At 52.2% G+C, this 26,046-nt stretch carries 18 protein-coding genes and 4 pseudogenes; 14 read left to right on the top strand and 8 right to left on the bottom strand.

All coding sequences use genetic code 11. The features are described from left to right. A partial coding sequence (locus tag DO97_RS27705; protein WP_420805872.1) for a calcium-binding protein occupies positions 1–1,804 on the top strand: 1,804 nt, incomplete at its 5' end. 27 nt (positions 1,805–1,831) lie between these two features. Here the strand turns inward: DO97_RS27705 and DO97_RS31235 are convergent. The 4 genes and pseudogenes from DO97_RS31235 to patD form a co-directional block, all read right to left on the bottom strand. Beyond that, positions 1,832–3,481 (bottom strand): annotated as a pseudogene (locus tag DO97_RS31235) (dipeptide ABC transporter ATP-binding protein). A gap of 19 nt (positions 3,482–3,500) precedes the next feature. Continuing rightward, positions 3,501–3,686, bottom strand: a complete 186-nt coding sequence (locus DO97_RS26640; protein WP_239651701.1) for a hypothetical protein — start codon at positions 3,684–3,686, stop codon at positions 3,501–3,503. Continuing rightward, a complete protein-coding gene (locus tag DO97_RS26635; RefSeq protein WP_239651700.1) occupies positions 3,673–4,035 on the bottom strand; it encodes a TFIIB-type zinc ribbon-containing protein in 363 nt (120 codons plus the stop codon). Before DO97_RS26635 ends, DO97_RS26640 begins: the two co-directional genes overlap by 14 nt. Before the next feature lie 227 nt (positions 4,036–4,262). Then, complete coding sequence (gene patD, locus DO97_RS12550) at positions 4,263–4,673, bottom strand: heterocyst frequency control protein PatD (protein ID WP_162182993.1); 411 nt, start codon at positions 4,671–4,673, stop codon at positions 4,263–4,265. Positions 4,674–5,030: 357 nt separating this feature from the next. On the opposite strand from patD, the pseudogene DO97_RS31230 reads away from it, so the two are divergent. The 11 genes and pseudogenes from DO97_RS31230 (at position 5,031) to moeB (ending at position 19,739) form a co-directional block, all read left to right on the top strand. After that, positions 5,031–7,364 (top strand): annotated as a pseudogene (locus DO97_RS31230) (RelA/SpoT family protein). Between the two features lie 91 nt (positions 7,365–7,455). After that, on the top strand, positions 7,456–7,767 hold the full coding sequence (locus tag DO97_RS12540; RefSeq protein WP_052128693.1) for a hypothetical protein: 312 nt from the start codon (positions 7,456–7,458) through the stop codon (positions 7,765–7,767). A gap of 371 nt (positions 7,768–8,138) precedes the next feature. Then, on the top strand, positions 8,139–9,197 hold the full coding sequence (psbD, locus tag DO97_RS12535) for a photosystem II D2 protein (photosystem q(a) protein) (protein ID WP_036533894.1): 1,059 nt from the start codon (positions 8,139–8,141) through the stop codon (positions 9,195–9,197). A gap of 542 nt (positions 9,198–9,739) precedes the next feature. After that, positions 9,740–11,383 carry an HD family phosphohydrolase gene (locus DO97_RS12530; protein ID WP_036533835.1) on the top strand — a complete coding sequence of 548 codons (1,644 nt, stop codon included), beginning with the start codon at positions 9,740–9,742 and terminating at the stop codon, positions 11,381–11,383. Positions 11,384–11,549: 166 nt separating this feature from the next. Next, positions 11,550–13,400 (top strand): iron uptake porin, encoded by a 1,851-nt coding sequence (locus tag DO97_RS12525; protein ID WP_036533833.1) that lies wholly within the window; start codon positions 11,550–11,552, stop codon positions 13,398–13,400. Positions 13,401–13,629: 229 nt separating this feature from the next. After that, a complete protein-coding gene (locus DO97_RS12515) occupies positions 13,630–15,579 on the top strand; it encodes an iron uptake porin (RefSeq protein ID WP_081980739.1) in 1,950 nt (649 codons plus the stop codon). Positions 15,580–15,805: 226 nt separating this feature from the next. Continuing rightward, the gene (locus DO97_RS12510; protein ID WP_036533830.1) at positions 15,806–16,243 is read left to right on the top strand and encodes an RrF2 family transcriptional regulator; all 438 of its coding nucleotides are present in this window, start codon (positions 15,806–15,808) and stop codon (positions 16,241–16,243) included. A gap of 12 nt (positions 16,244–16,255) precedes the next feature. Further along, a complete protein-coding gene (gene cysK, locus DO97_RS12505) occupies positions 16,256–17,218 on the top strand; it encodes a cysteine synthase A (protein WP_036533827.1) in 963 nt (320 codons plus the stop codon). Between the two features lie 27 nt (positions 17,219–17,245). Further along, entirely contained in the window at positions 17,246–18,061 is an 816-nt protein-coding gene (locus DO97_RS12500; RefSeq protein WP_072016439.1) for a J domain-containing protein, read from the top strand. Positions 18,062–18,109: 48 nt separating this feature from the next. Continuing rightward, a pseudogene (gene yidD / locus DO97_RS12495) lies at positions 18,110–18,356 on the top strand (membrane protein insertion efficiency factor YidD). A gap of 110 nt (positions 18,357–18,466) precedes the next feature. Beyond that, a pseudogene (gene moeB, locus DO97_RS29395) lies at positions 18,467–19,739 on the top strand (molybdopterin-synthase adenylyltransferase MoeB). A gap of 44 nt (positions 19,740–19,783) precedes the next feature. Here moeB and prmA read toward each other — a convergent pair. Continuing rightward, positions 19,784–20,674, bottom strand: coding sequence for a 50S ribosomal protein L11 methyltransferase (gene prmA / locus DO97_RS12485; RefSeq protein ID WP_036533822.1), 891 nt, complete (start codon positions 20,672–20,674; stop codon positions 19,784–19,786). 8 nt (positions 20,675–20,682) lie between these two features. Further along, positions 20,683–22,266 (bottom strand): phosphoglycerate dehydrogenase, encoded by a 1,584-nt coding sequence (gene serA, locus DO97_RS12480; protein ID WP_036533820.1) that lies wholly within the window; start codon positions 22,264–22,266, stop codon positions 20,683–20,685. 187 nt (positions 22,267–22,453) lie between these two features. Here serA and DO97_RS12475 point away from each other — a divergent pair, with 187 nt between their 5' ends. After that, entirely contained in the window at positions 22,454–23,014 is a 561-nt protein-coding gene (locus tag DO97_RS12475) for a hypothetical protein (protein WP_052128691.1), read from the top strand. On the opposite strand, the gene DO97_RS12470 is transcribed toward DO97_RS12475, so the two are convergent. Together DO97_RS12470 and DO97_RS12465 are read right to left on the bottom strand one after the other, a co-directional pair. Next, a complete protein-coding gene (locus tag DO97_RS12470) occupies positions 22,968–23,801 on the bottom strand; it encodes a CPBP family intramembrane glutamic endopeptidase (protein WP_052128690.1) in 834 nt (277 codons plus the stop codon). The two genes, DO97_RS12475 and DO97_RS12470, sit on opposite strands and share 47 nt — an antisense overlap. A gap of 166 nt (positions 23,802–23,967) precedes the next feature. Continuing rightward, the gene (locus tag DO97_RS12465; RefSeq protein ID WP_036533818.1) at positions 23,968–24,378 is read right to left on the bottom strand and encodes an AbrB family transcriptional regulator; all 411 of its coding nucleotides are present in this window, start codon (positions 24,376–24,378) and stop codon (positions 23,968–23,970) included. 642 nt (positions 24,379–25,020) lie between these two features. Between DO97_RS12465 and DO97_RS12460 the strand changes: the two genes are divergently transcribed. Next, positions 25,021–26,046 (top strand): succinate dehydrogenase/fumarate reductase iron-sulfur subunit, encoded by a 1,026-nt coding sequence (locus DO97_RS12460; RefSeq protein WP_036533815.1) that lies wholly within the window; start codon positions 25,021–25,023, stop codon positions 26,044–26,046.

The following is a 26,046-nucleotide window of genomic DNA, read 5'->3' as shown; positions in this document are numbered from 1 at the left end:
AGGCAATTCCGTCAGCAGTGCCGGGGATGTGAATGGCGATGGCATTGATGACCTGATGATTGGGGCTCCGGATGCCGATCCCAATGGCAGCGATTCCGGCCAGAGCTATGTGATCTTGGGCACCCCCCGTGGCACGGGCAATGATGATTTAGTCACGGGCACCAGCGGCAACGACACCATTGAAGGTTTGACCGGAAATGACTCCCTGCTGGGCTTAGACGGGAATGACTCCCTCCTGGGTCAAGAAGGCAATGATTCCCTGATCGGTGCGTTGGGCGACGACACCTTAAATGGGGGGCAAGGAAACGACACCCTCACGGATGCCTCGGGGCTGAATCAGTTGTTGGGTGGTGCTGGCAATGACTATCTCAACGGCGGCAGTGACAATGACTATCTCAATGGTGGTGACGGCAATGACGTTATCTATGGTGATAACTACAGCAGCACCGGAATTGGAGGCCAGGATACCCTCCTCGGGGGCAACGGGGATGACTACCTAGATGGGGATAATCCCTACGGCGATCCCTTTGGCCCGCCCGTGGGAGATGATGTGCTCAAGGGTGGCGCTGGAAACGATACTTACTTCGTCAACAGCCTGGGGGATGTGGTCATTGAATATCCTGCAAGCGGCCTGGATACCGTCAGAACCAACATTAGCTACACGCTGACTAATACAGTAGAAAACCTGGAAATTCTCTCCACCGCCAATATTGATGGCACAGGCAATGCCCTGGATAACGAGATCCTGGGAGCTGAAGGCAATAACCGTTTAAATGGCGGTGTTGGCAATGACCAGTTGGTCGGAGATAGTTATGATGCTGCTAATGTCAGTGGTAACGATACCCTCATCGGTGGGGATGGTATCGATACCCTGTTCGGAGATTATTTCGGGGTCGGCTTTGGTGCGGATGTCTTATCTGGTGGCAACGGAGCCGATTTCCTGTTTGGCGAAGGGGGCAACGACAATCTCACAGGCGGAACTGGAGCCGATGCCCTTGACGGCGGGGATGGCAAAGATGTTGCGAAATACAACACTTCAAGTGCAGGGGTTTTAGTCAACCTGGGCACGGGCACGGGCAGTGGTGGCGATGCCGAAGGGGATGTGCTGAATAACATTGAGAACCTAGTCGGCTCTGCCTTTGACGACACCCTGGTGGGTAACAGTGTGAATAACAGTCTTGCTGGAGGAGCTGGAGCCGATAGTCTCGACGGTGGAGCTGGCAAAGATACTGCGAAATACAGCGGTTCCAGTGCAGGAGTTTTAGTCAACCTGAGTACGGGCACGGGCAGTGGTGGTGATGCCGAAGGGGATGTTCTGAGTAATATTGAGAACTTGGTTGGCTCAGCCTGTGACGACACCCTGATGGGTAACAGTGTGAAAAATAGTCTGGTGGGAGGTGCAGGCAATGACAGCCTTAATGGCGGCGGTGATGCTGATACCCTCACCGGGGCAGGCAGTGGAGATTTGGGAGTCAGCATCATTGACACCCTCACGGGTGGAGCAGGTAGCGATGTCTTTGTCCTGGGGGATGCTACCTCGGCTTATTACAATGATGGGATTGCAAGTGGTTCTGAGTTCTCTGGCTACGGTGATTATGCCCTCATTACAGATTTCAATGTTTCCGAAGATGTGATTCGGCTGGTCGGGACTGCGAACGACTATTATATAGGTTCATCACCGATTGCTGGCACCGCAGGAACTGCTATCTACCTGAAGACATCCGGTGAGAATGAATTGATCGCAGTATTGGACGGCGGTGTCTTTGGTTTAAATCTGACGGATAGCTACTTCCAGTTCATTTAACCTGAATCATCCCCTGGCAAGAGTGGCTCAAGTTGCCACCCTTGCCAGCAAGGGCACGGCACTCAGCAAGGTTTGGGTATAGGGGTGTTGGGGATGGGTAAAAATTTCACCCGTAGGCCCGATCTCAACAATCTTCCCGGCTTGCATCACAGCAATGCGATCGCAGAAGAAGCGGGCGACCCAGAGATCATGGGTAATAAATAGATAGGTGAGCTGGAATTCCTGCTTTAGCTCCAACATCAAGTCAAGAACTTGGCTCTGGACACTGGCATCTAACATACTGACGGGTTCATCGCAGATCAGCAGTTGGGGATGGGTAATCAATGCTCGGGCGATCGCCACCCGTTGTTGCTGCCCCCCCGACAGATCCCCTGGATAGCGGCGAGAGAACTCAAGGGCAGGGGTGAGACCCACCCGCTCTAGCATCCGCTGTACCTGAGCCACCGCTGCCGAGGGGCTGGCTAATTGATGAATCCGCAGGGGATCAGCAATGTTCTGCCCCACCGTCATTCTTGGGTTGAGGCAGGCATGGGGATCTTGAAAAAATCATCTGGATGTGCCGCCGTTGTTGTCGCAGTGCCCGCCTCGACAATCGGGTTAACTCAGTTCCGGCAAATTCAACGGTGCCAGCGGTGGGACGCAGCAATTGCAGAATCGTCCGCGAGAGGGTGCTTTTGCCACAGCCCGATTCCCCTACCAACCCCAGGATCTCTCCGGGTTGAAGATCCAGGGTGATCCCATCCACTGCCTTGATGGTGGTGTCAGACGCGGCCAAGAATCGTGCCAGCAGATTCGTCTCTAAGCGGAAGTGTTGTTTTTAAATCCTGTACTCGCAACAGGGGCGACCCTGACGGGACAAGGGGATGGCGGGTGTCTGCACCCTGGAGGTGGAGCGCAGCTTGCAGTAGCGATTGGGTATAGGGATGCTGAGGTTGCTGCAACACCGTTGTGGCTMCCCCCCATTTCCACAATTTTGCCTTGATACATCACGGCAATGCGATCGCAGTATTCCCCCACCATGGCTAGATCATGGGAAATTAACAGCAACCCCATCTGCCGTTGCTCACACAGACGGGTCAATTCTTGCAAAATGGTCGCAGCCACGGTGACATCTAAACTCGTCGTCGGCTCATCTGCCACCATCAGCCGCGGATTTAACAGTAACGCCAGGGCGATCGCCACCCGTTGTCGCATACCACCACTAAATTCATGGGGATACTGAGACCAACGACTGGCAGGAATTTTGACCGCATCCAGGGTTTCCTGGGATCGCGCCTTAGCCTGCTTTCGAGACAGTTGGGGGCGGTGGGCTTGCAGGGTTTCAATGCAGTGTTCGCCAATGGTCATCAGGGGATCCAGGCGGGTCATGGGGTCTTGAAAAATCAGGGCGATCGCCTCACCGCGAAACCACCGCAGTTTTTGGGGAGACAGATTCAAGACCGACTGTCCGGCCACGATAATCTGTCCCTCCAAGGCGGAGCCGGGAGGCAGGAGGCGCAACGCCGCCCGTCCCAAGGTGGACTTACCACAACCCGATTCCCCAATCAGCCCCAACTTTTCCCCTGGTTGCAACGTCAGCGATACCCGATCCACCGCCCAGTGAAGCGTCTGGCTGGAATTGTGGGGCAGCGGGTAGGCAACCCGGAGGGATTCCACCCGTAACAATGGCTCCGTCAAAAGATCTGCCATGGGCTGGTTACTGCTCAAATCGACGCATCAGGTAGGCAACCCCAAAGTCTCCATTCGGGTGTTGTTGCAGGGCTGCTGCCAGGGCAAACACCTGCGCCGCCAATTCTGGCCCTAACTTTTCCAGAGTCGCCCGCCGCTCTTGTTCTGCCAGCTCTTGCTCCCGTGCCTTCACCTGCCATTCACTGGTAAACAATTGGGGAATCGTCGTACTGAGCCCGAGGTGTTCCAGCACCGCCCACTCGCCGGGATCGCACCAAATTCCCCCCACAGGTGGAACAGCGTTCGATATAAAAGGCAGATTTCCCAGGAATTTTCACCCGAGCCAGAAAGCGACCACACTCTGGGCACAGGGCTGCTTTGGTATCTAGCGGCGGTTGGGTAAACTCGACGGTTCGCATTTTAACAAACCAGTCTGAAGGCGAAGACAGATCGCTGAGTACCTGCTGGGTTTGCCAAGCAGCATAGGCAGGCGAAGCAATCCAGGCTCCGTCACAGTCTGGACAGGTGTGGACGGGGAGCCCATTGCCTAATATTGCTGCCACCAGCTTTGTCTGTCGATGCTTGGGACATGTTAAGTCCGTTGAGTTTCTGGTTTCCTGATTACCTAGTTCGCTCACGCCTGACCCTTGATCAATCACTCTGCCAACAGTGTATCGGTCTACTGGCATCTTGGGCGATGGGGATTGGCGGTGCCCGACGCTCCGAGCACCGCCCATGAATCGAGCCTCAACTCAGACGGGTTCTGCGCCCCTGAGGGGGTTCTAAAAGGCTAGGATTCTGGGCTGAGCATTTCTAGAATTGCTCTACAGTAGCGGTTTAAGGTTGCCAAGCGATCGCGGAATTGGGTTTGACGTTGTTGTTGGGTGGCGGGTTGTCGAGCGGCTTGAAGAAACGTGGCATCCATCGCTAGCAACTGCAACTGTTTCTGAATCTCAGTCTGGTAGGACTGCACCTGCGGTGAGATCGCCAGAGTGTCTAAGGGCAAACAGAGGATCTGATCTCGGAAAAATTGCTGAATTTCCCTAATTTCTGCGAGCCATGCCTGCGAGTGATGCTCGGAGCGCGGTGGTTGACCATCGGGGGGGGGGAGGCTTGCCAGTGTTGCCAACCGTCGTTCTAAGGTCTGATAGTGCTGCTGGCACCGAGGGATCACCGTTGTACCTGACAGGGGTGCAGACACCGCCCGATCAATGAAGGATGGCCCATGAGTTATGAAGAAGTTTGTATATACTTGGAGTATCCAGGGTAGCTTAAGTCATATATTTCAGGACATACTCTCAGACGTCCTCCCTCAGTCCCCTGATCGGTAGGGTATTTAGCTTGATTTAAATCCGGTAATGTTGCTGGATTGATGGGTTCAGTAGGTACCGACAAGTTTTCGGTTCCTCCTCTGGCTCTCAGACCCGGAGAACTTCCGGCTCCGGCAATTGAAATTTACTTTAAATTTTACCCAAAGAAAATTGTATTCTTCCTTACAAATAGTCTTAGAATCAGCTAACCCGAGTCCTGTAGAGCCTTTTCACCCTGCTGTCTGCCCATGAACGTCACGGCTGCGACTGCACCCATTACCTTCACCCCGCCAGACTGGCTTCAGTCTTGTCTGATAGCACCCCAGGCCACCCCAGTGGCCAGGGAAGATGCGGAGAACGTAGGCTTCAATCTAGAATCTGGCCCCTCCTCAGACTTACCCTCTGAACCTAGTCGTACTGACCTGGATCAAAGTTTAATTTGTCGCGCCTTTGCCTTTGCTAAAGATCTCCATACAGGGCAGTATCGCGCTTCCGGGGAACCGTATATTGCCCACCCCGTTGCGGTGGCTGGTTTATTACGGGATCTCGGGGGGGGGTAGCGCCATGATTGCCGCCGGATTTCTCCACGATATTGTCGAGGATACGGAGGTTACCCCCGAGGAACTAGAGCAGCGATTTGGGGTCGAAGTTCGTCGTCTGGTGGAAGGGGTGACAAAGCTCTCGAAGTTTAACTTTTCCAGTAAAACCGAGCGCCAGGCTGAAAACTTCCGGCGGATGTTCCTGGCCATGGCTCAGGATATTCGCGTCATTGTGGTCAAGTTAGCCGATCGTCTGCACAATATGCGCACATTAGAGCATTTAGCAGATGAAAAACGTCGCCGCATTGCCCTCGAAACCAGGGAAATCTTTGCTCCCCTTGCCAATCGTTTGGGAATTGGACGGGTTAAGTGGGAATTAGAGGATTTAGCGTTTAAGTATCTTGAACCAGAGGCCTACCGAGAGATTCAGGGACTCGTGGCCGAGAAACGGGTTGACCGAGAAGCCCGCCTCAACGAGGCGATCGCCGTGCTGAGGGATCGATTGCAAGCGGCGGACATTCACTGTTCAGACATCAGTGGTCGGCCCAAGCATCTCTATGGCATCTATGCCAAGATGCAGCGTCAGCAGAAGGAATTCCGCGAAATCTATGATGTCGCCGCCATTCGACTGATTGTTGACACCAAAGACGATTGCTACCGTGCCCTGGCGATTGTTCATGATGCCTTTCGACCGATTCCTGGCCGCTTCAAAGACTACATTGGCCTGCCTAAGCCCAATCGCTATCAATCCCTCCACACCGTGGTAATGGGGGACTCAGGTCAGCCCGTCGAGGTGCAAATTCGTAGCTTGGAAATGCACCACATTGCCGAGTATGGGATTGCTGCCCACTGGAAATACAAAGAGACGGGTGGCTCTAGCAATGCCCGCATGAGCACGGATGATGACAAGTTCACCTGGTTGCGGCAACTACTGGAGTGGCAGAGCGACCTCAAAGATGCTCAAGAATATCTAGAAACCGTCAGAGAAGGGCTGTTTGAAGATGATGTCTATGTGTTTACCCCAAAGGGCGACGTGGTGCCGCTGAACCGGGGGGGACACCCGTTGATTTTGCCTACCGCATCCATACGGAAGTGGGGAATCACTGTGCGGGAGCGCGGGTAAATGGCCGAATGGTCACCCTCGATACCCCGTTACAGAATGGGGACATCGTCGAGGTGATGACGCAGAAAAACAGCCATCCCAGCTTGGATTGGCTGAATTTCGTGGTCACTGAGGGAGCCCGTAACCGGATTCGCCAGTGGTATAAGCGATCGCACCGTGAGGCCAATATTCTCCGGGGACGGGAAATGCTGGAAAAGGAGCTGGGCAAAAGTGGCTTTGAAGCCTTAAGAAAGTCAGAACCCATGCAAGGGGTGGCGGAACGATGTAACTACCATAGTGTTGAGGATTTGCTGGCAGCTCTAGGCTATGGAGAAATCACCCTCAACTCCGTCGTCAGTCGACTTCGCGAGGCCGTGAAGTCCCGTCAACCGGCCCCGACTTCCCTCGAATCGGATATTGCACTCCTGCCCCTCTCCACCCCTCAGCGCTCCCTACGGGATCAACCAACCTCCAAATCCCAGAAGTCCCCGATCTCCGGGGTTGAAGGCTTGGTTTACCATCTGGCGGGTTGCTGTAATCCCGTCCCCGGTGAACCCATTATTGGGGTCGTCACCCTCAGCAGTCGGGGAATTTCGATCCATCGCCAGGGTTGTCAGAACTTAGAGCAGGTGATGGGCGATCGCCTAGTGCCTGTGAGTTGGAACCCCCCTGAATCCGAGGCCCGCCGTCCCCAAACCTACCCCGTGCATATGCAAATCGAGGTGATTGACCGGGTGGGGGTGCTAAAGGACATTCTCACCCGACTGGCTGATAGCAATATCAATGTCCGCAATGTCAACCTCAACTATCCGGGGCAACTGGTGGTGATTGATCTGTGCATTGAAGTCCGCGATCGCGATCAACTGGAGCGTACCTTTACCCAGATTCGTAAACTCAGTGATGTGTTGAACTTGCGGCGGATTAGTCAAGCTCAAGAATAACTTCCATGGTGGCGATGCCAGCCTCTGGATTGACTTGGCAAGCTCCCATGCCGATGATGGAAGCTGGGAGTAAACCAAAGGAGATTGATCGATGGGGAATCAATGTGCTCAGCCTATCCAAAAGCTGACCCGCTGCGTCAGCCTCACCCTAGGCGGAATCCTTGTCCTCACAGGTGCTGTCCTCGCAGATGAGGGTAGCTACTATGGCATTCTCCGCAATCGACCGACTGGAATCACGGGTACCTGGATCATCGGTGATCGTTCCTTTCAAGCCGATCAACGCACCCGGCTTGATGAGGAGGATGGCCCTTTAAAAGTTGGAGTCTGTGCTGAAGTTAAGTACGATGACGAAGATCGTCACTTGGAAATTGAACGTCAACCCATGTCCAAATGCCACCCTTGAGACTGAAACTGAAAATCAAGGGGTTGCAGGGACAAAAGCGACCATAGTCAGTCAAAGTCGAGGATTCCGTTACATGAACCTCTGACTCATCGTCGATTCTTATCCCTCATTTGTTGAAAGACCAGTGCCGATGCACCGTGCTGATACTTGAAGTTCAGGTGAACACCATCGCCTGACCGACTACAACCTTGTCCGCAACCCTGGTAGAGGGCTAGAGCAATCCGGGATCAATCGTTTATAATAATGGTCATGGTAAAGAAACGTAAACTTTACTCATACTTTACCTATTTTCTGCATCCTTAATTTTGAGGAAATGCAGACTTTGGGTTTGCTTGCACTTTTTATCCCCATACTGTTTCGGAGATTTGATCATGACCATAGCAGTAGGGCGTGTACAGTCAAGTCGGGGATGGTTCGACATCCTGGACGACTGGCTGAAACGCGATCGCTTCGTGTTCATTGGGTGGTCAGGGTTGCTGCTGTTTCCCTGCGCCTTTTTGGCGGTTGGCGGCTGGATGACCGGCACCACCTTTGTCAGTTCTTGGTACAGCCACGGGCTGGCTAGCTCCTACCTGGAAGGCTGTAACTTTTTGACCGTTGCGGTTTCAACTCCCCCCAACAGTTTGGGACACTCCCTACTGTTGCTATGGGGTCCAGAAGCCCAAGGTGACTTCACCCGCTGGTGTCAGCTGGGAGGGCTGTGGACATTCCTCGCCTTGCACGGAGCCTTTGGGTTGATTGGGTTCATGCTGCGGCAGTTTGAGATTGCCCGCTTGGTCGGGATTCGTCCTTACAACGCCTTGGCTTTTTCGGGGCCGATTGCGGTGTTTGTTTCGGTGTTTTTGATGTACCCCTTGGGTCAGTCGGGGTGGTTTTTTGCCCCCAGTTTTGGTGTGGCAGCAATTTTCCGCTTTTTATTGTTTCTGCAAGGATTCCACAACTGGACGCTGAATCCATTCCACATGATGGGCGTTGCCGGGATTTTAGGGGGAGCGTTGCTCTGTGCCATTCATGGTGCCACCGTCGAGAACACCTTGTTCCAGGATGGGGACAAGGCGAACACCTTCCGAGCCTTTAATCCCACCCAAGCGGAAGAGACCTATTCCATGGTGACGGCCAATCGGTTTTGGTCTCAGATTTTTGGGATTGCGTTTTCCAACAAGCGCTGGCTGCACTTTTTCATGTTGTTTGTGCCAGTGATGGGCTTGTGGATGAGTTCGGTCGGGATTGTCGGCTTGGCATTGAATCTGCGAGCCTATGATTTTGTCTCCCAGGAGCTTCGGGCGGCTGAAGACCCTGAGTTTGAGACCTTCTACACCAAGAACATTCTGCTGAACGAGGGGATTCGTGCCTGGATGGCTCCTCAAGATCAGCCCCATGAACAATTTGTCTTCCCTGAAGAGGTACTGCCCCGTGGAAACGCCCTTTAATTTCCTGGCGTGACACTGATCAGCAGATTGTTTTGAATCCGAGAGATCTTACCCCCGCTGGGATACGGCGGGGGTATTTTTACAGTTCCCAAACTTGACCGTTGTGCTACATTATCAAGTAGTTAAAAGCTAGCTCCCTCTGGGAAGCTAGCGTTTTGAGACTAAAGCCACCTAGGCACAAGGAGGTGATGCCCATGCAAGATAGTAGTAAATGCGTGGGTCACTTGATTGGAATTAGCAAGCTGTGTGCTGGAGCTGTTCTCTAGTTACTTTAAATATCTGTGAAATGTTCAAGATAGTTAAAGTCAAGCGTTCCTTCCAGCAGTTTGATCCAGTCCGGAGACCCGCTACACCGCTCTTACTTTGATAGACGCCTTCCGTTTATCCCGAGTGAGAGCGGATAGTTTTTTAAAGGTCGTATAGCCAAGCCTAGGAGCGTATTGGTAAGACTCTTTACGAGTCAACCGACCTCATAGCGATCGCCGACCGAGTCCTGAACCAGCAGCTAACCTGGACTTAGCATACTCACGATTTTCTGGGTCATGATTGTTGATCACCCAACGTTGCTACAAGAATTTTCAGAGCGCGCAGAACTCATTGAGCAGCTCTTGTCAATTGGTGCCGCGCTATCGAGCAGCTTTGACCTGGGTGAGATCCTAAATCTGATCTTGTCTAAGAGCCGGGAGATCACCTGTAGTGATGCGGGCAGCCTCTACCTCATCGATCAAAGCAGCCAGCCTGCTAGCTTGGTGTTCAAGGTTGCCCAAAATGCTTCTCGACCTGGTTCATCCTTCCAAGAATTTACCATCCCCATGACCCCTCAGAGCTTAGCGGGTTACGTGGCACTGACGGGGCAAAGCCTGAATTTACCAGATGCTTACCATTTATCTGCTGAGGTTCCTTATCAGCTAGACCGCAGCTTCGATCGCAGCATTGGTTACCGGACGCGTTCAGTGTTAGTGCTGCCAATGCAAAATCAAGACCAGGAAACCATTGGAGTTCTCCAACTCATTAACCGGAAGGTTTGTCCAGAGGCAATCGTGAGCGCTGAGAATGCACTGGAGGTCACCCAACCCTACTCGGAATGGGAAGAACGGGTGGTGCGATCGCTGGCGAGTCAGGCCGCTATCTCCATTGAGCGAAATCAACTTCAGGAGAGTATCGAGAATCTGTTTGAAGGGTTTGTCAGGGCATCTGTGCAGATTATTGAAGCTCGAGACCCTTGTACATCAGGGCACTCAGAGCGCGTAGCTGCGCTAACGGTGCGCCTCTGTGAAGAAGTTACGACCATTACGGCAGGTCCCCTGCGCTCCCTCCACTTCAACAGTCGCCAGATTCAGGAAGTTCGTTACGCCGCACTCCTCCACGATTTCGGCAAGGTGGGTGTTCCCGAAGCTATTTTGGTGAAACAAAAAAAGCTCTACCCTGACCAATTAGAAATTATTCGTCACCGCTTTGCCTTAGCTCGGCGGAGCTTGGAATTAGAGTGTGCTCAAACTAAGTTCCGCTATCTCATTGAGCATCCCAGCCATGTTCATGACTCATCCTCAACCGGTTGCTCCCACTGTGATTACCTGGTTCAGCAAGAGCAGCAACTGGAAGCAGCCATTGCAGAGATACAAGAGCATTGGCAGCTACTTCTAGATGCCAATGAACCCCGAATTCTTTCAGAAGAACCCCTCGCTCGGCTGCAAGCACTCACGCAACTCACCTACCGAGATGTCGATGGAGAACTACAACCCCTGATTTCGGAATCCGAGCTGCTACAACTGCTGGTACAGCGCGGCAACTTAAATGCCCAAGAACGTTTGGTGATCGAATCCCATGTGACCCATACCTACGAGTTTTTGAAGCAAATCCCCTGGACACGGCATCTGCAAAATGTGCCCTTGATTGCCTATGGACATCATGAAAAGCTGGACGGGAGTGGATATCCGCTGCAATTAAAAGAACCAGAGATCCCGATCCAAGCCCAAATGATGGCAGTTTCAGACATCTACGATGCCCTCACAGCTAGCGATCGCCCCTACAAACGCTCCCTGGCCGTTACCAAAGCTCTCAACATCCTCCACCAAGAATCGGCCCACAACAAAATCAACCGGGAACTAGTACAGCTGTTTGAGCAACGGCAGGTTTTTGCGGTTTTGGGCCACACCATCGAGTCATCGGATCTTGAAAAAATTTGACATTTTTCCCCAGGTAGGGTTTCATAGAACCGTGAATCTGTTAGCATGTTGGCAGGTTGTAGCCTAAGAAACACTTCTCAAAGAGCTTTACAGCTAGTATGAGAAAAGATGTGTGTAGAATGGTGACTTGCTAAACTTGTTAATAGCAGGTGTGAGGAAAGGAAAAATGTCTAAAATTCTTTTGAATTCTTTGCTGATTGGCCCAGCGGCCTTAGGTGCCGTTTTGATGGTTTCATCTGCCTCCCTGGCAGCTGATGCCTCTGCAAAAACAGACTTGGCTGCATCTCAGATCACTGTTGATGCTCCAACCACTACTGTCAATTCGGTTTCTAGCCTAGCATTGCCCGTTCAAATTGCTGCCACTCCTGTCGCAGCTCCTGAAGCAGCAGCCCCCGTCGCTCCTGTTGCAGCTCCTGCAGAGGTTGCAGGCCTTCCCAATACGGCTCCTGTAAGCTCCACTGCAGATTCATTGGCTCAGGTGAGTCAATACAGCAATGAAGGGGATACTGCTGCAGGTCAAGTTACCTCAGTTTCGCAACTGTCTGATGTTCAGCCCACGGACTGGGCTTTCCAAGCACTGCAATCCCTAGTTGAGCGCTACGGCTGTATCGCTGGCTATCCCGATGGCACCTACCGTGGTCAGCGCGCCATGACTCGTTTTGAGTTTGCCGCTGGTCTGAACGCCTGTATGGATCGGGTGAACGAACTGATTGCCTCTGCAACCGCTGATCTGGTTCGTAAAGAAGATTTACTGGCGATCCAAAAGTTACAGGAAGAGTTTGCTGCTGAACTGGCAACCCTCCGTGGCCGCGTAGATGCCCTAGAAGCTCGCACCACTCAGCTAGAAGCTCAGCAATTCTCGACAACCACCAAACTGCAAGGGGAAGTCATTTTTGCCCTTTCCGCAGCGAACGATAGTAACGAAGCAGTCTTCCAAAACCGGGTACGTTTGGCGCTGAATTCCAGCTTCACCGGGAAAGACTTGTTGATTACCCGGTTGTCCTCTGCCAATGCTCCCCTGTTTAACTTTGATGGCAACGCGCCGATTGGTGCCGGTGTAACAACCAACACCTCTGGTGAAGGTCGTCAAACCTTTCAGCTCAACACCAGCAATGATGTGATTGTTGACTGGTTGGCCTACTACTTCCCCGTCACCAGCAAGGCTCAGGTTTATGTAGCAGCCGTGGGTGGTTTGCACAGTGACTACGTGATCACAACTGCTAACCCCTATAACGAGGACTTCGGCGGTGGTAGTGGCGCTCTGACCTTCTTTGGTCAAGATAATGCAATCTACAACATTGGTGGTGGTAGTGGGATTGGCTTCACCTACAAGTTCAATGATGTCATTGGCTTTAACCTTGGCTATTTGGCTGGGGATGATACCAGTTCTGCCGCCACTCCGTTGAATTCCAATGGTCTCTTCAATGGTGGTTATGGTGCCTTAGCTCAATTGAGCTTCCAGCCCCTAAAAGGCAAGCTGAAGGTTGCTGCAACCTACGTTAATGCTTACGCAACGGCTGGGTCTTCCATCTTTAATTACGGTGGTACCGGCGATGCAGTAGGAGTTGTGGGGACACAACTGGCTAACTTCCCCGGTCTAGGCTCCGCAGTTACGACAAATTCCGGTGGTCTGTCGGTTTCCTACCAGTTCACGCCTAAGTTTGTTGTCAGCGCTTGGGGTAGCTACACATCCGCAGATCCCACCGGTGGTGGTTCTGCTGGTCTCGACCAAGGTGAAATCTGGAGCTACGCCATGGCGTTTGCCTTCCCCGATGCCTTCATGAAGGGTAACCTGGCAGGCTTAATCGTTGGTGCTGAGCCCTATCTGGGGAATGCACAACAAGTTGCTGGCCCAGCTGCCACCAATAATGTGCCCATCCATATTGAAGGCTACTATAAGTTCCAAATCAACAACTACATCTCTGTGACCCCTGGTGTGATTTATATTGTCAACCAAGGTCAGAGTGATGCCAATGATGCTGTGATTGGTACAATCAGAACCACCTTCAAGTTCTAAGCAAAGCTCTGAAGACATTAACTTAAGTTCAGCGCTTTGAATGCAAGGAAAACCCCATTTTTGGGGTTTTCCGCTACGCGGCGTACGTTGGCTATCGTCTTTGTTGACAATCAGGTTTCTCGTCAATGTGTGCTGGAACACAAGAAATTTGCGACTCTGGCTGATATTCTAGCTACGAGGAAGTGTGAGAATTTGAGTCCTTTAATCTGGTGTGAGGACATTAGTAACTATGAACAAGTTTTGGTTAAGATCCCTGCTATTTAGCCCTGTACTTCTGGGAGCCTCCTTACTGGGTGCTACCTCATCAATGGCTTCCGAGGTGCAAAGCCCCACAGTTCCCAGCCCTGAACAGCCTACGGCGGTTACGGTAGCGCCGGCGGTCGTCAGTTCAACAGCTCCTGTTAGTGACGTTCCAACCATCCAGCCCGTGCGTCCCCGGGCAGGCTCGATGAGACAGGTGATTCCAGTCTCCCAACTAGCTGCCCCTGAATCACCAACATTGGGTGCGGCTACCCCGACCAAACCTGGCAAACCGATGGGTCAGGTGACCTCGGTCTCCCAGTTATCAGATGTGCAACCCACTGATTGGGCATTTCAAGCCCTGCAATCATTGGTAGAGCGCTATGGTTGCATTGCGGGCTATCCCGATAGCACCTATCGTGGCCAGCGGGCCTTGACTCGTTATGAGTTTGCTGCTGGTCTAAATGCCTGTATGCAGCGCGTCGAAGAATTGCTGTCAGCAACTACCTCGCCCTTGTTGACTAAGGAAGAGTTGCTGGCTTTCCAAAAGCTGCAAGAAGAATTTGCCGCTGAGTTGGCAATGGTTCGTGGGCAAGTAGACACCCTGGAAGCGCGAACCACTCAATTAGAGGCTCAACAGTTTTCCACCACAACCAAGCTCAATGGAGAAATTGTGGTCGTGGGAGCAGGGCTGATCGGCGATAATATTGCCATCAACTCTGATACTCAGCGACGAGTGGATGCAGGTAAATCAACCTCCGGTACTGGGTTGCCAGCGGGGACAACCCCTAACACCGATATCCCGGAAAATACCATCCTGGCGGATCGGATTCGTCTCAACTTTGACACCAGTTTTACGGGTAAGGATCAGTTAAGAACCCGGTTCCAGGCGAACAACATTACGCCTTTTCAAGGTGCAATTACAGGTACCAGTGAGACTCGCCTTGCCTTTGACGGCACCAACGGCAATGACGTTTTTGTTAGTAAGTTGCAATATCGCTTCCCAGTAGGAGACAAAACCACTTTCTATGTGGCGGCGGTTGGGGGTGAGTTTAATGACAACATGTTCACCTTTAACCCACTGTTGGAAAGTAGTGCTAGAGGTGCCCTTTCTCGCTTTGGCCGGTTTAACCCCATCTATAACCTGGTTTCGGGTGGCAATGGTACAGGTTTCACCGTTAACTACAAAATCTTGAGTAGCTTAACCATTACCGGTGGCTACTTCGCAGGTCAGGGAGGCTCTGATCCAGCGAACCCATTGAATAATAATGGGCTTTTTAATGGTGCCTACTCTGCGATCGCCCAGTTGCAATTCAAGCCCACCAAAACAATTGATCTAGGTTTCACCTACGTGAGAGCCTATTCACCCTTTGGTGCTGGTTTTGGCGGTGCTCCATCCACTACCTTCTCCAACAACCCCTTTGCGAGTACCAGTGCCACGGGTGCAGCGGCGGGTCGAGTTCCCACCACAGCGGATGCCTTTGGTTGGCAAGGTACCTTCAGAGTCTTACCCAAATTCACTGTTTCAGCTTGGGCTGGCTATACTCAAACCTATGCTCAGCGCACAGTGAACACCATTGGAGGGCAGGGAACAGCAGCGGATCCAGCAGTTGAAAATGGGGATCAGGCTAATATCTTCAACGCTGCGATTACCTTTGCCTTCCAAGACCTTCTCAAGGATGGAGATTTAGCAGGTCTGGTGGTGGGTTTACCTCCACGGACAATTAACAGCGACTTTGGTCCTTCTGGCAACCCAGTGCTTCCCAATAACCGTCGCATCGACCAAGATACAACTGTTATGGCGGAAGGTTTTTATCGGTTCTCGGTGAATGATAACCTCGACATTACCCCTGGTATCATTGCCGTAATCAATCCAGAAGGGAATGCTAGCAACGACCCGATCTTTGTGGGTGTGATTCGTTCTACGTTCCGTTTCTAGGAATTAGCCAAGCAATGATGGGCTGACATAGCATTGATAATTTTATGTCAGTTCAGTTTAGGCTCCCTCTGGTGGATAGGAGGGAGCTTTTGTTTTGCAAGGCATAGCAATGCCTGATCAAACCTTGCATGTCCTAAAACCCGAGGGGAAAACCGGAGTATACTGAAAATGGCCTGAGGAATTTTCTGTATCTTTGCCATTTTGATGTTTGCTCTGGAACTGACCTGTGGAACTTTCTTGTAAAACCGAGTACGGGATTCTGGCATTGCTGGAGCTAGCAGCCTGCTATCACAAGGGTGAACCCTTACAGATTCGTCAGATTGCAGCGATACAAAACATTCCAGATCGCTATCTGGAACAGCTACTGGCGACACTGAGGCGGGGGGGGCTGATTCGCAGTCAACGAGGGGCACGGGGGGGATACTTACTGGCTCGAGAACCCTGGAAGATCAATCTGCTAGAAGTTGTGGATTGTCTCGAAGGGTTGGATCCGAAGACGTCGGATGAAGAGGCGATCACCAAGTCCCTGGAAAGTGCTGTCATTCGCGAAGTTTGGCAGGAAGTCGATCAAACGGCCAAAGCTGTACTACTGCGATATACATTGCAGGATCTCTGCGAACGGCGAGATGCCAGACGCCAATTAGATATCATGTACTATATATGATTAGGAGGGTGCGTGAAAATCGCTCAGGACATCACCGATTTGGTGGGACGTACGCCACTGGTGCAGTTGAATCGGGTTCCTCAAAGTGAGGGTTGTGTAGCCAAGATTGTGGTCAAACTAGAGGGGATGAATCCTGCGGCCTCGGTTAAGGATCGCATCGGCGTGAATATGATTCGAGTCGCGGAAGCCGAGGGCATCATCCATCCTGGCAGAACGATTCTGGTTGAACCAACCTCTGGCAATACTGGAATTGCCCTTGCCATGGTTGCGGCTGCAAAAGGCTACCGTTTGATTCTCACCATGCCAGAAACGATGAGCGCTGAACGCCGGGCAATGCTGAGAGCCTATGGTGCAGAGCTAGAGCTAACACCGGGGATTGAGGGCATGAGTGGATGTATCCGCCGCGCCCAGGAGATTGTCTCTACGTTGCCTGATGCATTTATGTTGCAGCAGTTTAGTAATCCAGCGAATCCCAACGTCCATCGACAAACCACAGCGGAAGAAATTTGGGCTGATACGGACGGTCAGATTGATATTCTGATTGCAGGGGTGGGCACAGGGGGCACGATTACGGGGGTTGCAGAGGTGATTAAGCCCCGTAGACCAGGTTTTCAAGCGATCGCCGTTGAACCTGCCAATAGTCCCGTACTCTCAGGGGGTAGGCCGGGACCTCATAGGATTCAAGGAATTGGCCCTGGGTTTAAACCTGAGGTGCTGAACCTGGAAATCATTGATGAAGTAATTACCGTCACGGATGATGAAGCCATTCACTTTGGTCGTCGTTTGGCTCGGGAAGAGGGTCTATTATCAGGCATCTCCAGTGGTGCGGCATTGTGTGCGGCCATTCGTGTCGCGCAACGCCCCCAGAATCAAGGGCGGTTGATAGTGATGGTACAGCCTAGTTTTGGCGAACGTTATCTTAGTACTCCCTTATTCCAGGAGCCAGAACCCTTAATGTCACTGCTGCCGGGGTGAAAGACTGAAGCGCTATAGAATGGGGTAATGGCAGATTGCAACCACTATCAAACCCTGAATATTAGCTCAGCTGCAAACCAAGCTGAAATTAAGCAAGCCTACCGCCGACTTGCCAAACGTTTTCATCCAGATACCAATCGTGAGTTGGTCAGTCACGAGCAGATTGCCCAGATTAACGCCGCCTATGAAGTCCTCGGTGATCCCCATCGGCGGCAATTTTATGATCAACACCTGCAGTATCAAGTCAGATTAGGGGGAGCGGCGGCTGGCAGTACCTGGGGGGAGAATCTTTCCGGATGGCAACAACGCACGGCCAGTGCTCAGAAACACTACCAACACCACCGCCGATCAGCCCCCAATGCTGATGCCCAATTCCAGCGCTGGCTCTACCAAGTCTATGAACCTGTACAACAACTCCTTTGGCAAATTTTGCAACCCTTGAAGCAGGAGATTAACCTGTTGGCTGCTGATCCCTTTGACGATGAGTTAATGGCAGGCTTTCAAGTCTATCTTGAGGACTGTCGTCATCGGCTGAGCAAAGCTCAGCGCTGTTTCGGATCGATGCCGAATCCTGTGAGTGCAGCGGGTGTCGCTGCCTACCTTTACTATTCCTTGAATCATGTGGGCGATGGCCTGGATGATTTGGAGTTTTTCACCCTCAACTATGATGACCATTACCTCCATACGGGGCAAGAACTGTTCAGGATTGCCAAAGGTCTGCGCCATGATGCCCATGATGCCGTGAAAAACGATCCCTCTGGCCTAGCTTGTCTAGCCATTGCCACAAACCTTTGTGCGATCGCGTGTCAGGCAGTCTCCCAGAATCGACGTTTGACAGTCTGAATCATTTTCTCATCTGCCTGACTAGCGCTTTATTTTGGATTTGCCCCCATGAAAACCATCCTCATTTGGTTGATTCAGGCCTATCGATGGTTGATTTCTCCCCTATTCATGCCCGTCTGTCGGTATCAACCGACCTGTTCTCGGTATGCGCTAGAGGCGATCGCCCGCTTTGGTGCCTGGCGTGGTAGCTGGTTAGCGGTGCGGCGGCTGCTTCGCTGCCATCCCTTTCATCCCGGGGGGGTATGATCCGGTTACCCCCCCTGGAAACCCTGACCTCCAGCCCTCCGGAGTCTAGATCAGGGGCGTTGTAACAAATTGACAACTGCTGAAACTCATTGCCCTGTGTAGCATAGATCTACGGATATATGCACCGCCCTATCCCTATCCTTTGCGATCGCATCCACCATGCTGAACCCTAACTTGGCTGACATCCAACTCCAGAAGGAAGAGTACGAACGCTATTCTCGCCATCTGATCCTACCGGAGGTGGGTCTAGACGGTCAGAAACGCTTGAAGGCTGCCAGTGTGCTCTGTGTGGGTACTGGCGGTCTCGGCTCACCCTTGCTGTTATACCTAGCTGCCGCCGGTATAGGGCGGATTGGAATTTTAGACTTTGATGTGGTGGATACCTCGAATCTCCAGCGTCAGGTGATCCACGGAACCTCCTGGGTGGGTAAGCCCAAAATTGAGTCGGCCAAACATCGGATTTTGGAAATCAATCCCTACTGCCAAGTGGATCTGTTCGAGACCCGCTTGAGCTCTGAAAATGCCCTAGAGATTCTCAAACCCTACGACATTGTGGTGGATGGCACCGATAACTTTCCAACTCGGTATCTGGTAAATGATGCCTGTGTACTGCTCGCTAAACCCAATGTCTATGGCTCCAGTTTTTCGCTTTGAAGGACAGGCCACGGTGTTTAATTATCAGGGCGGCTGGCGACGCCCCGAGCGCTGGAATACCCTCTCGCCGGATCAACAGGCCGCCCTCCGTAAAAGTGGTAATGATTGGAGCTATGACCCAGGTGAACCTGGCCCTAACTATCGCGATCTCTACCCAGATCCACCCCCACCAGGAATGGTACCCTCCTGTGCAGAAGGAGGCGTACTCGGGATTTTGCCCGGCATCATTGGGGTGATTCAGGCAACCGAGACGGTCAAAATCATCCTGGGTCAGGGAACCACCCTCAGTGGTCGGCTGTTACTTTACAATGCCCTAGAGATGAAATTCCGGGAACTTAAACTCCGTCCCAATCCAGAGCGTCCTATCATTGAAAAGCTGGTGGATTATGAAGAGTTCTGCGGCATTCCCCAGGCAAAGGCAGAAGAGGCAAAACAACAGGCCGCACTGTCGGAAATCACGGTTCAGGAGTTGCACCAGCTACTCAATAGTGGGGCGAAGGATTATGTGCTGTTGGATGTCCGCAATCCCAATGAATACGACATTGCACGGATTCCTGGTTCCGTTCTGGTACCGCTCCCCGACATTGAGAATGGCGACGGGATTTCTCAGGTGAAGCAGTTACTCAATGGTCATCGCTTGATTGTCCACTGCAAGATGGGGGGACGATCAGCCAAGGCATTGGGGCTGCTACAACAGGCTGGAATTTCTGGTATGAATGTCAAGGGTGGGATTCAAGCTTGGAGTCGCGAGGTTGATCCATCGGTGCCGGAGTATTAGATCCGGAATATTTAAATTGACCTCACTGTTCTGAAGCCTCTGGGTTAGGTGCGCCGGATGTTCATACAACACCAGTCCTTGCGTTTCCAGAGAGCTGCAACTACCCAGCCCTCGTGTTCAACGGCATCCGCCACCGCCTTCGCCTGATCTAATAACAATCCACTGAGAATACCCCAGGTGGTCGGTTTCGCGATCGCTGCTAGTTGGGGCATGACCTCAATAATTACATCCGCCAGGATATTGCAAACAATCCCGTCCACGGGTTCGGGGGTGAGTTGCTGTAACTGTGCCACACTCCCCAAGGCAACGACCAACCGTTGGGGATCCAGTTGATTTAATTCCCGATTGCTGGCAGTAGACTGCACCGCCAGGGGATCGGTATCCACCGCAAAGACCTGGGGAGCCCCTAACAGACAGGCTCCAATGGACAGAATCCCAGACCCACAGCCAATATCCGCCACCACAGCCTGACTAGACCCCAACCCTAACCGCATTTCCAATGCTTCTAAGCACAATTGCGTCGTTGGATGGGTACCCGTGCCAAAAGCAACCCCTGGATCGAGGCGCAGGATCTTGCGATCGCACACGGGCGGTAACGGCAACCAGGCGGGATAGATCAGGAGGCGATCGCCCACCTCCTGGGGATGCCAGTACTGCTTCCAACCGTCAGCCCAGTCCTCTTCCTCGATCACATCCCACTGGGTGATCGGTTCGGGTAGTTGGAGACACAGGGCATCCTGACGCAGAGACAGGGCGAGGGCTGCTAAATCTAGAGGATGGGCCTGATCTTGATGAATATATGCCTTAACAACAAAGGTGTCTCCCCAGAGTTCACTCGCCGTTCCCCTACATCCAAACTCCTCCATGCGCCAGAAGATGGTATCTTCCAACATCGGAGTGCAGTGAACTTGAATTTCCCACCAACTATTGGTCACAGGCTGGATTACAACATCACAGTATAGGCATCGCGAATGCCAGGCACCTTCATAATCTCCTCTAGGAGACCCTCCGGGAGAGGATCATCAATATTCAGAACCATCACGGCATCACCCCGAACAATCTTGCGCCCTACCTGCATACTGGCAATATTGACATTAAAACTTCCCAGTAGGGAGCCAATTTTACCGATAATTCCCGGCATATCCCGGTGCAGCGTGAACAGCATAAAGCGGGCGGGGGGCACATTAATCGGGAATTCGTCCACACTGGTAATGCGAATCTCATTATCGCCGAGCAGGGAACCCGTCACGGAGTGCTCACCCAGAGAACCCGTCGCTGACAACTGCAGGGAGCCAGAATAATCGCGAATAGAGGCATCCCGAGTTTCAATGACCCGGATTCCCCGCTCCTTAGCTTCAATGCTGGCATTGACATAATTAACCCGTTCTTGCAGGGCATGGGAAAGCAACCCCTTGAGGGCGGCTACCACCACCGGCTGACTCTCACTGGTGGCTAGCTCTCCTTGGAGGCTGACCTTCAAAGACTCAACCCGCCCCCCCGCCAACTGACTCACTAAGTTACCTAGGGTTTCAGCGAGTTGCAAATAGGGTTTCAGTTTTTCCAATAAGTCGGGGCGTAGCCCTGGAATATTAACTGCTGACCGAGCCGGTAGGCCCAGCAGCACATCCCGAATTTGTTCGGCTACATCAATGGCAACATTCACCTGTGCCTCTTCCGTTGAGGCACCCAGGTGGGGGGTGAGAATTACCTCTCGACTGAGCTGCCGCAGGGGAGAGTCGGCTGCCAATGGCTCTTTATCATAGACATCTAGAGCTGCCCCAGCAATTTGACCGGCTTGCAGTGCCTCTGCCAGCGCAGCCTCATCGATAATCCCGCCCCGCGCACAGTTAATGAGACGAGCCGTTGGCTTCATCTTGGCTAAGATAGGGGCATTGATCAAGTTCGCAGTTTCTGGGGTTTTGGGCAGATGGAGGGTAATAAAATCTGCTTCCTGAATCAAGAGATCTAGCTCCACCAAGCGACAGCCCAACTGTTCCGCTCGATCGAGGGACAGATAGGGATCATAGGCCAAGAGCCGCATGCCCATGGCGCGGGCAACGGTTGCAACATGAGAGCCAATTTTCCCTAAGCCGACGATTCCCAGAACTTTCTTGTAAATCTCAACCCCGGTAAAGCGTTTTCGATCCCACTGTCCACTCTTTACAGAGTAATTTGCCTCTGGGATATGGCGAGACAGTGCCATCATCATCGCCAGGGTATGTTCAGCTGCCGCAATGGTGTTGCCTTCCGGAGAATTCACAACGACAATTCCCCGACGCGTTGCCGCAGGGATATCGACATTGTCAACCCCAACCCCAGCACGGCCAATGATTTTTAACTGCGTAGCGGCCTGAATAATTGCTTGCGTGACGCGGGTGCCGGAGCGGATCATCAACGCATCGTACTCCGGAATAATCCGCACCAGTTCTTCGGCGGAAAGGTTAGTCTGAATATCCACCTGAGCAACCTGGGAGAGGATGTCAATTCCAACTTGTTCAATGGGATCGGAAACGAGAACCTTCGGCATATTTAAACCCGTGGGAAGAGGAAAGCCTATCTGAGACAATCAGAAGGAGGGGGAGGAGCGCTGATGATCGCCAAGTGTCAACGAAACCAGCCTTGCAGCAGACAGCACTGCTGGAGAGGCATACTCTGATAATGAATTGCTGAAGAGGATTGCCACAACAGAGCATTGTATCTGCAAAGGTGAGTCCATGCGGTTGGTTACGGGAAAGATTTTTGATGAGGAAGCTGATGTGACAAATTATCTGGTTGCTGTATTCTCCGATCGCATTCAAGCCGAAACCGCCTACTCGGTGTTGGAAACAAAGGATCTACCAATGCAGCAGGTCGCAATTCTAGGGCGGGGATACCAGAGTGCGGATGAATATGGGTTGATTGATCCCAATGAACAAGCTCGTAAACAAGTGCGGTTGATGGCATCCTGGCTCGTGCCCTTTGGCTTTTTTGCTGGTTATACCTTTAGCGTCATTAGCCACCTAGAAACCTTTGCCTGGGCTGGAGAATTGGGCAATCATGTGATTGGGGGAATACTGGGTGCGGGCTCCGGGGGGATGGGGAGCCTGCTGGTGGGGGGTGGTGTCGGTTTGATCGTCGGGGGCGGGGATGCCCTGCCCTATCGGAATCGTCTAAATGCGGGTAAGTATTTGGTGGTGGTCAAAGGCACAGAAACTCTGACCCGCAAAGCCAGCCGGATTCTCCAGGGCATTAACCCAGAAAACCTCCAAGGATATACCGATCCAGGTGAGGATTGAAGCCCCAAATCCCCCCACCGGTAAGCAGCAGCAATAGCAGACAGAGGCACCCCGAGAGAGGCTTACCGTCCCAACCCGTGAGCCACTGAGGAGCTTGGTTGGTAACAGTAATGGTTGCGGTTAAATCAAGGAGAGCGATGCCCCAAACCCAGCCAGCATGAAGCCCCCAAGCCAGACCTAGTTGGTTGTGATCGACCCAGCGAGCTAGACACAGAACCATACCCATCAGCCACAGCCCCGGTATCTGGGGCAGGGTGCCCTGTCCCTCCCAGATTAGGTGCAGGAGGGCAAAGATGACGCTAGCGATCACCGCTGCCGCCCAGGGTGGTAAGGCTGCTTGTAATTGGGTGAGCACAAACCCCCGAAACACCAGTTCCTCGGTGAAGCTGATCCAGAGGGCTAGCAGCAGCACCGGCAGGCATAGGGCTGCCAGTTTCCCTGGCTGGAGCTGCCATTGCAGCCAACCCCACACCCCTTGACCGACGAATAAAAACAGTAGACCGAGGCTGCCAACTCCCAACCCTATCCCCAGTGACACCCCCAGGGTCGATTGCCAGACCAGCCCATAATCAGCCCACGTCCCACCCATCACCTGCAACCACCCCCTGAGGAGCAGTGGAGCCAACACATACAAAGAAGCTAATAGGGGTAGCTTTTGTTGAAGTTGCAAGGGCTGGGAGGGTCGCCAGTGGAGGGTGATGGCGAGGGGGACTGCAAAGGGAAGCCACAATCCCACCCAAATGAGGAAAAACAGGAGCAGATGGAGGCAGGTTGGGATCAACATCATCTCTGATCACAGAGGCAGTTAAGCAGACCAATACCATGAGGACGACAGCTGTCAAATACCAACAGCAACAGGGCTAACCGTGACCTGGAGCAACGGTGAATGCCAGGTGACGCTCCCCGCTGCTCTGAGATGATTCTTCAGGAGAAATCATCCCTTGACGCTCATCCTAATCGTTGTCATCCTCCGTCTCATTGCCGAAATCTCCGTCTTTCTCATCGACTTGAATCAGGCGGATATGTTTATAGCCCAGCTTAATTTCAAATTCATCGCCAGGCTTTAAGCCCATAGCTTCCGTATAGGTTGCTCCAATGACGATTTGACCATTTTTGTGGACGCTGACGCGATAGGTTGGTTCGCGTCCACGACCATCTTTGGAACCCTCTGGACTCAGAGGAATTCCCTTGGCAGCCAACAGTGCATCGTAAAAATCTGTGAGATTTACCCGTGTCTGGTCATTCTTGCCAACAGTGTAGTAGCCACAGAGCTTGGCTTTTTCTCGCACTGATTTGTCTGAGAGCTCTTTTATTTTTTGAAGTAGTGCCTTCCCGGTTAGGGAAACTTTTGCGGGTTCAGTCATGATCTTAGAAAATATCCTTTAGCGTTGCGAGTGGTGAATCGTGTTTGACCCCAATCTACAGACTCAATAAATTAATATATCCTCAAAACTCTCAATTGTGGCAATGACTTTTTGAGAAGGGGGGAAAAGTCAGCTTCCCAGATCAAGAAATCAGTGCTGTAACCAGAGTAATTTGGAACGAGAATTGGTTTTGCCAGTCTTTCTCAGCCTAGAAGCGACCACCAGAGCTACCTTTTCAGACGGATTTCTGTCAAAAAAAATGGTCTTTGGCATCTAAAATTATGTCAGTATATTCTTAAGTAAAACAGGCTGGGAGACAGGCTCCACCTTGGGTAAAGCTTCAGGGCGTAATTCCAGGGAATAGGTTTTTCTAGAGGTATTGCCTGTTATTTCACAAGCCTTGAGACCAGAATCTCATTAGGCAGCCTGGGGAAACCCCGATGCAGATGGTGTTGATGGATTGATCCTGATGTCAGACTCTATGGCGATCGCTGGATTCTGGTTCGGTGATATTTTAATTTTTGCTAAGAACAGCCCGATAGACCCCAGCGTTGTCTGCCATTAGGAAGAACCGATAGACTGAAACTAAATTTTCAGCGATCCAGGCCGATAGCACCTACCCCATAACTGTACGAGAGCCTCATGCAAGTCATTTTTAAGATTTGGCGACAAAATCAAAACACGGTACCTCACTTTCAAAGTTATCAGCTGGAGGTAGACCCCGGAATGACGATCTTAGACTGTCTCCACCAAATCAAATGGGAGCAGGATGGGAGTGTTGCCTTTCGTCGCAACTGCCGTAACACAATTTGTGGAAGTTGTGGGATGCGCATCAATGGTCGCTCGGCGCTGGCATGCAAAGAAAATGTTGGCAGTGAGCTGACGAGACTCAACCAAATTGCCCACCAAGCAACTGCGCTAGCAGTCAATCCTGGGGCATCTAGCCAGCCTGTAATGACGATTGCTCCCCTGGGTAATATGCCTGTGATTAAAGACTTGGTGGTGGATATGAAAAGTTTCTGGAACCACCTCAGTGCGGTTGATCCCTATGTCAGCAGCGCCGCTCGCCACATTTCGGAACGAGAGTTTTTACAAACACCGGAAGCCCGCAGTCAATTGGATCAAACGGGCAATTGCATCCTTTGTGGTGCTTGTTACTCGGAATGTAATGCCCGTGAGGTCAACCCAGAGTTTGTGGGTCCCCATGCCCTCGCAAAGGCCTATCGCCTTGTGGCAGATTCACGGGATCAGCAGCGGGAGCAACGCTTGGAGGCCTACAACCAGAAAGATCAGGGTGTTTGGGCTTGTACTCGCTGTTTTTACTGCAATAGTGTTTGTCCCATGGAAGTCGCGCCCCTGGATCAAATTAGCAAGATTAAGCAGCAAATTCTCGACCGCAAAGATGCTCAGTCAAGCCGATGGATTCGCCATCGCAAGGTCTTGATTCATCTGGTCAAACAGGGGGGCTGGGTCGATGAGCGTCGTTTTGGGCTGCAGGTGGTCAGTAATTCCTTCCGCGATCTGCGGGGGCTGATGAGTTTAGGCCCCCTGGGTCTGCGGATGTTAGTGCGAGGTAAGTTTCCCCTGGGGTTTGAGCCATCCCAAGGCACCCCCGTGGTGAGATCGTTGATTGAAGCGGTGGAAGCCCTGGAAGATCAACCCTCCTGA

This window comes from Neosynechococcus sphagnicola sy1 (assembly GCF_000775285.1).
Classification (GTDB): Bacteria; Cyanobacteriota; Cyanobacteriia; order Neosynechococcales; family Neosynechococcaceae; genus Neosynechococcus; species Neosynechococcus sphagnicola.
The sequence above is the reverse complement of the archived record's forward strand: the minus strand, read 5'-3'. Positions and strand labels throughout refer to the sequence as shown.

Bases quoted from the DNA above. Each gene is read 5' to 3' on its own strand.
- DO97_RS12515 (WP_081980739.1), top strand. From the start codon at position 13,630: ATGAACAAGTTTTGGTTAAGATCCCTGCTATTTAGCCCTGTACTTCTG.
- DO97_RS12465 (WP_036533818.1), bottom strand. From the start codon at position 24,378: ATGACTGAACCCGCAAAAGTTTCCCTAACCGGGAAGGCACTACTTCAA.
- DO97_RS12500 (WP_072016439.1), top strand. From the start codon at position 17,246: ATGGCAGATTGCAACCACTATCAAACCCTGAATATTAGCTCAGCTGCA.
- DO97_RS12530 (WP_036533835.1), top strand. From the start codon at position 9,740: ATGATTGTTGATCACCCAACGTTGCTACAAGAATTTTCAGAGCGCGCA.
- serA (WP_036533820.1), bottom strand. From the start codon at position 22,266: ATGCCGAAGGTTCTCGTTTCCGATCCCATTGAACAAGTTGGAATTGAC.
- DO97_RS12470 (WP_052128690.1), bottom strand. From the start codon at position 23,801: ATGATGTTGATCCCAACCTGCCTCCATCTGCTCCTGTTTTTCCTCATT.
- psbD (WP_036533894.1), top strand. From the start codon at position 8,139: ATGACCATAGCAGTAGGGCGTGTACAGTCAAGTCGGGGATGGTTCGAC.
- DO97_RS12475 (WP_052128691.1), top strand. From the start codon at position 22,454: ATGCGGTTGGTTACGGGAAAGATTTTTGATGAGGAAGCTGATGTGACA.
- DO97_RS12460 (WP_036533815.1), top strand. From the start codon at position 25,021: ATGCAAGTCATTTTTAAGATTTGGCGACAAAATCAAAACACGGTACCT.
- DO97_RS12540 (WP_052128693.1), top strand. From the start codon at position 7,456: ATGGGGAATCAATGTGCTCAGCCTATCCAAAAGCTGACCCGCTGCGTC.
- DO97_RS12525 (WP_036533833.1), top strand. From the start codon at position 11,550: ATGTCTAAAATTCTTTTGAATTCTTTGCTGATTGGCCCAGCGGCCTTA.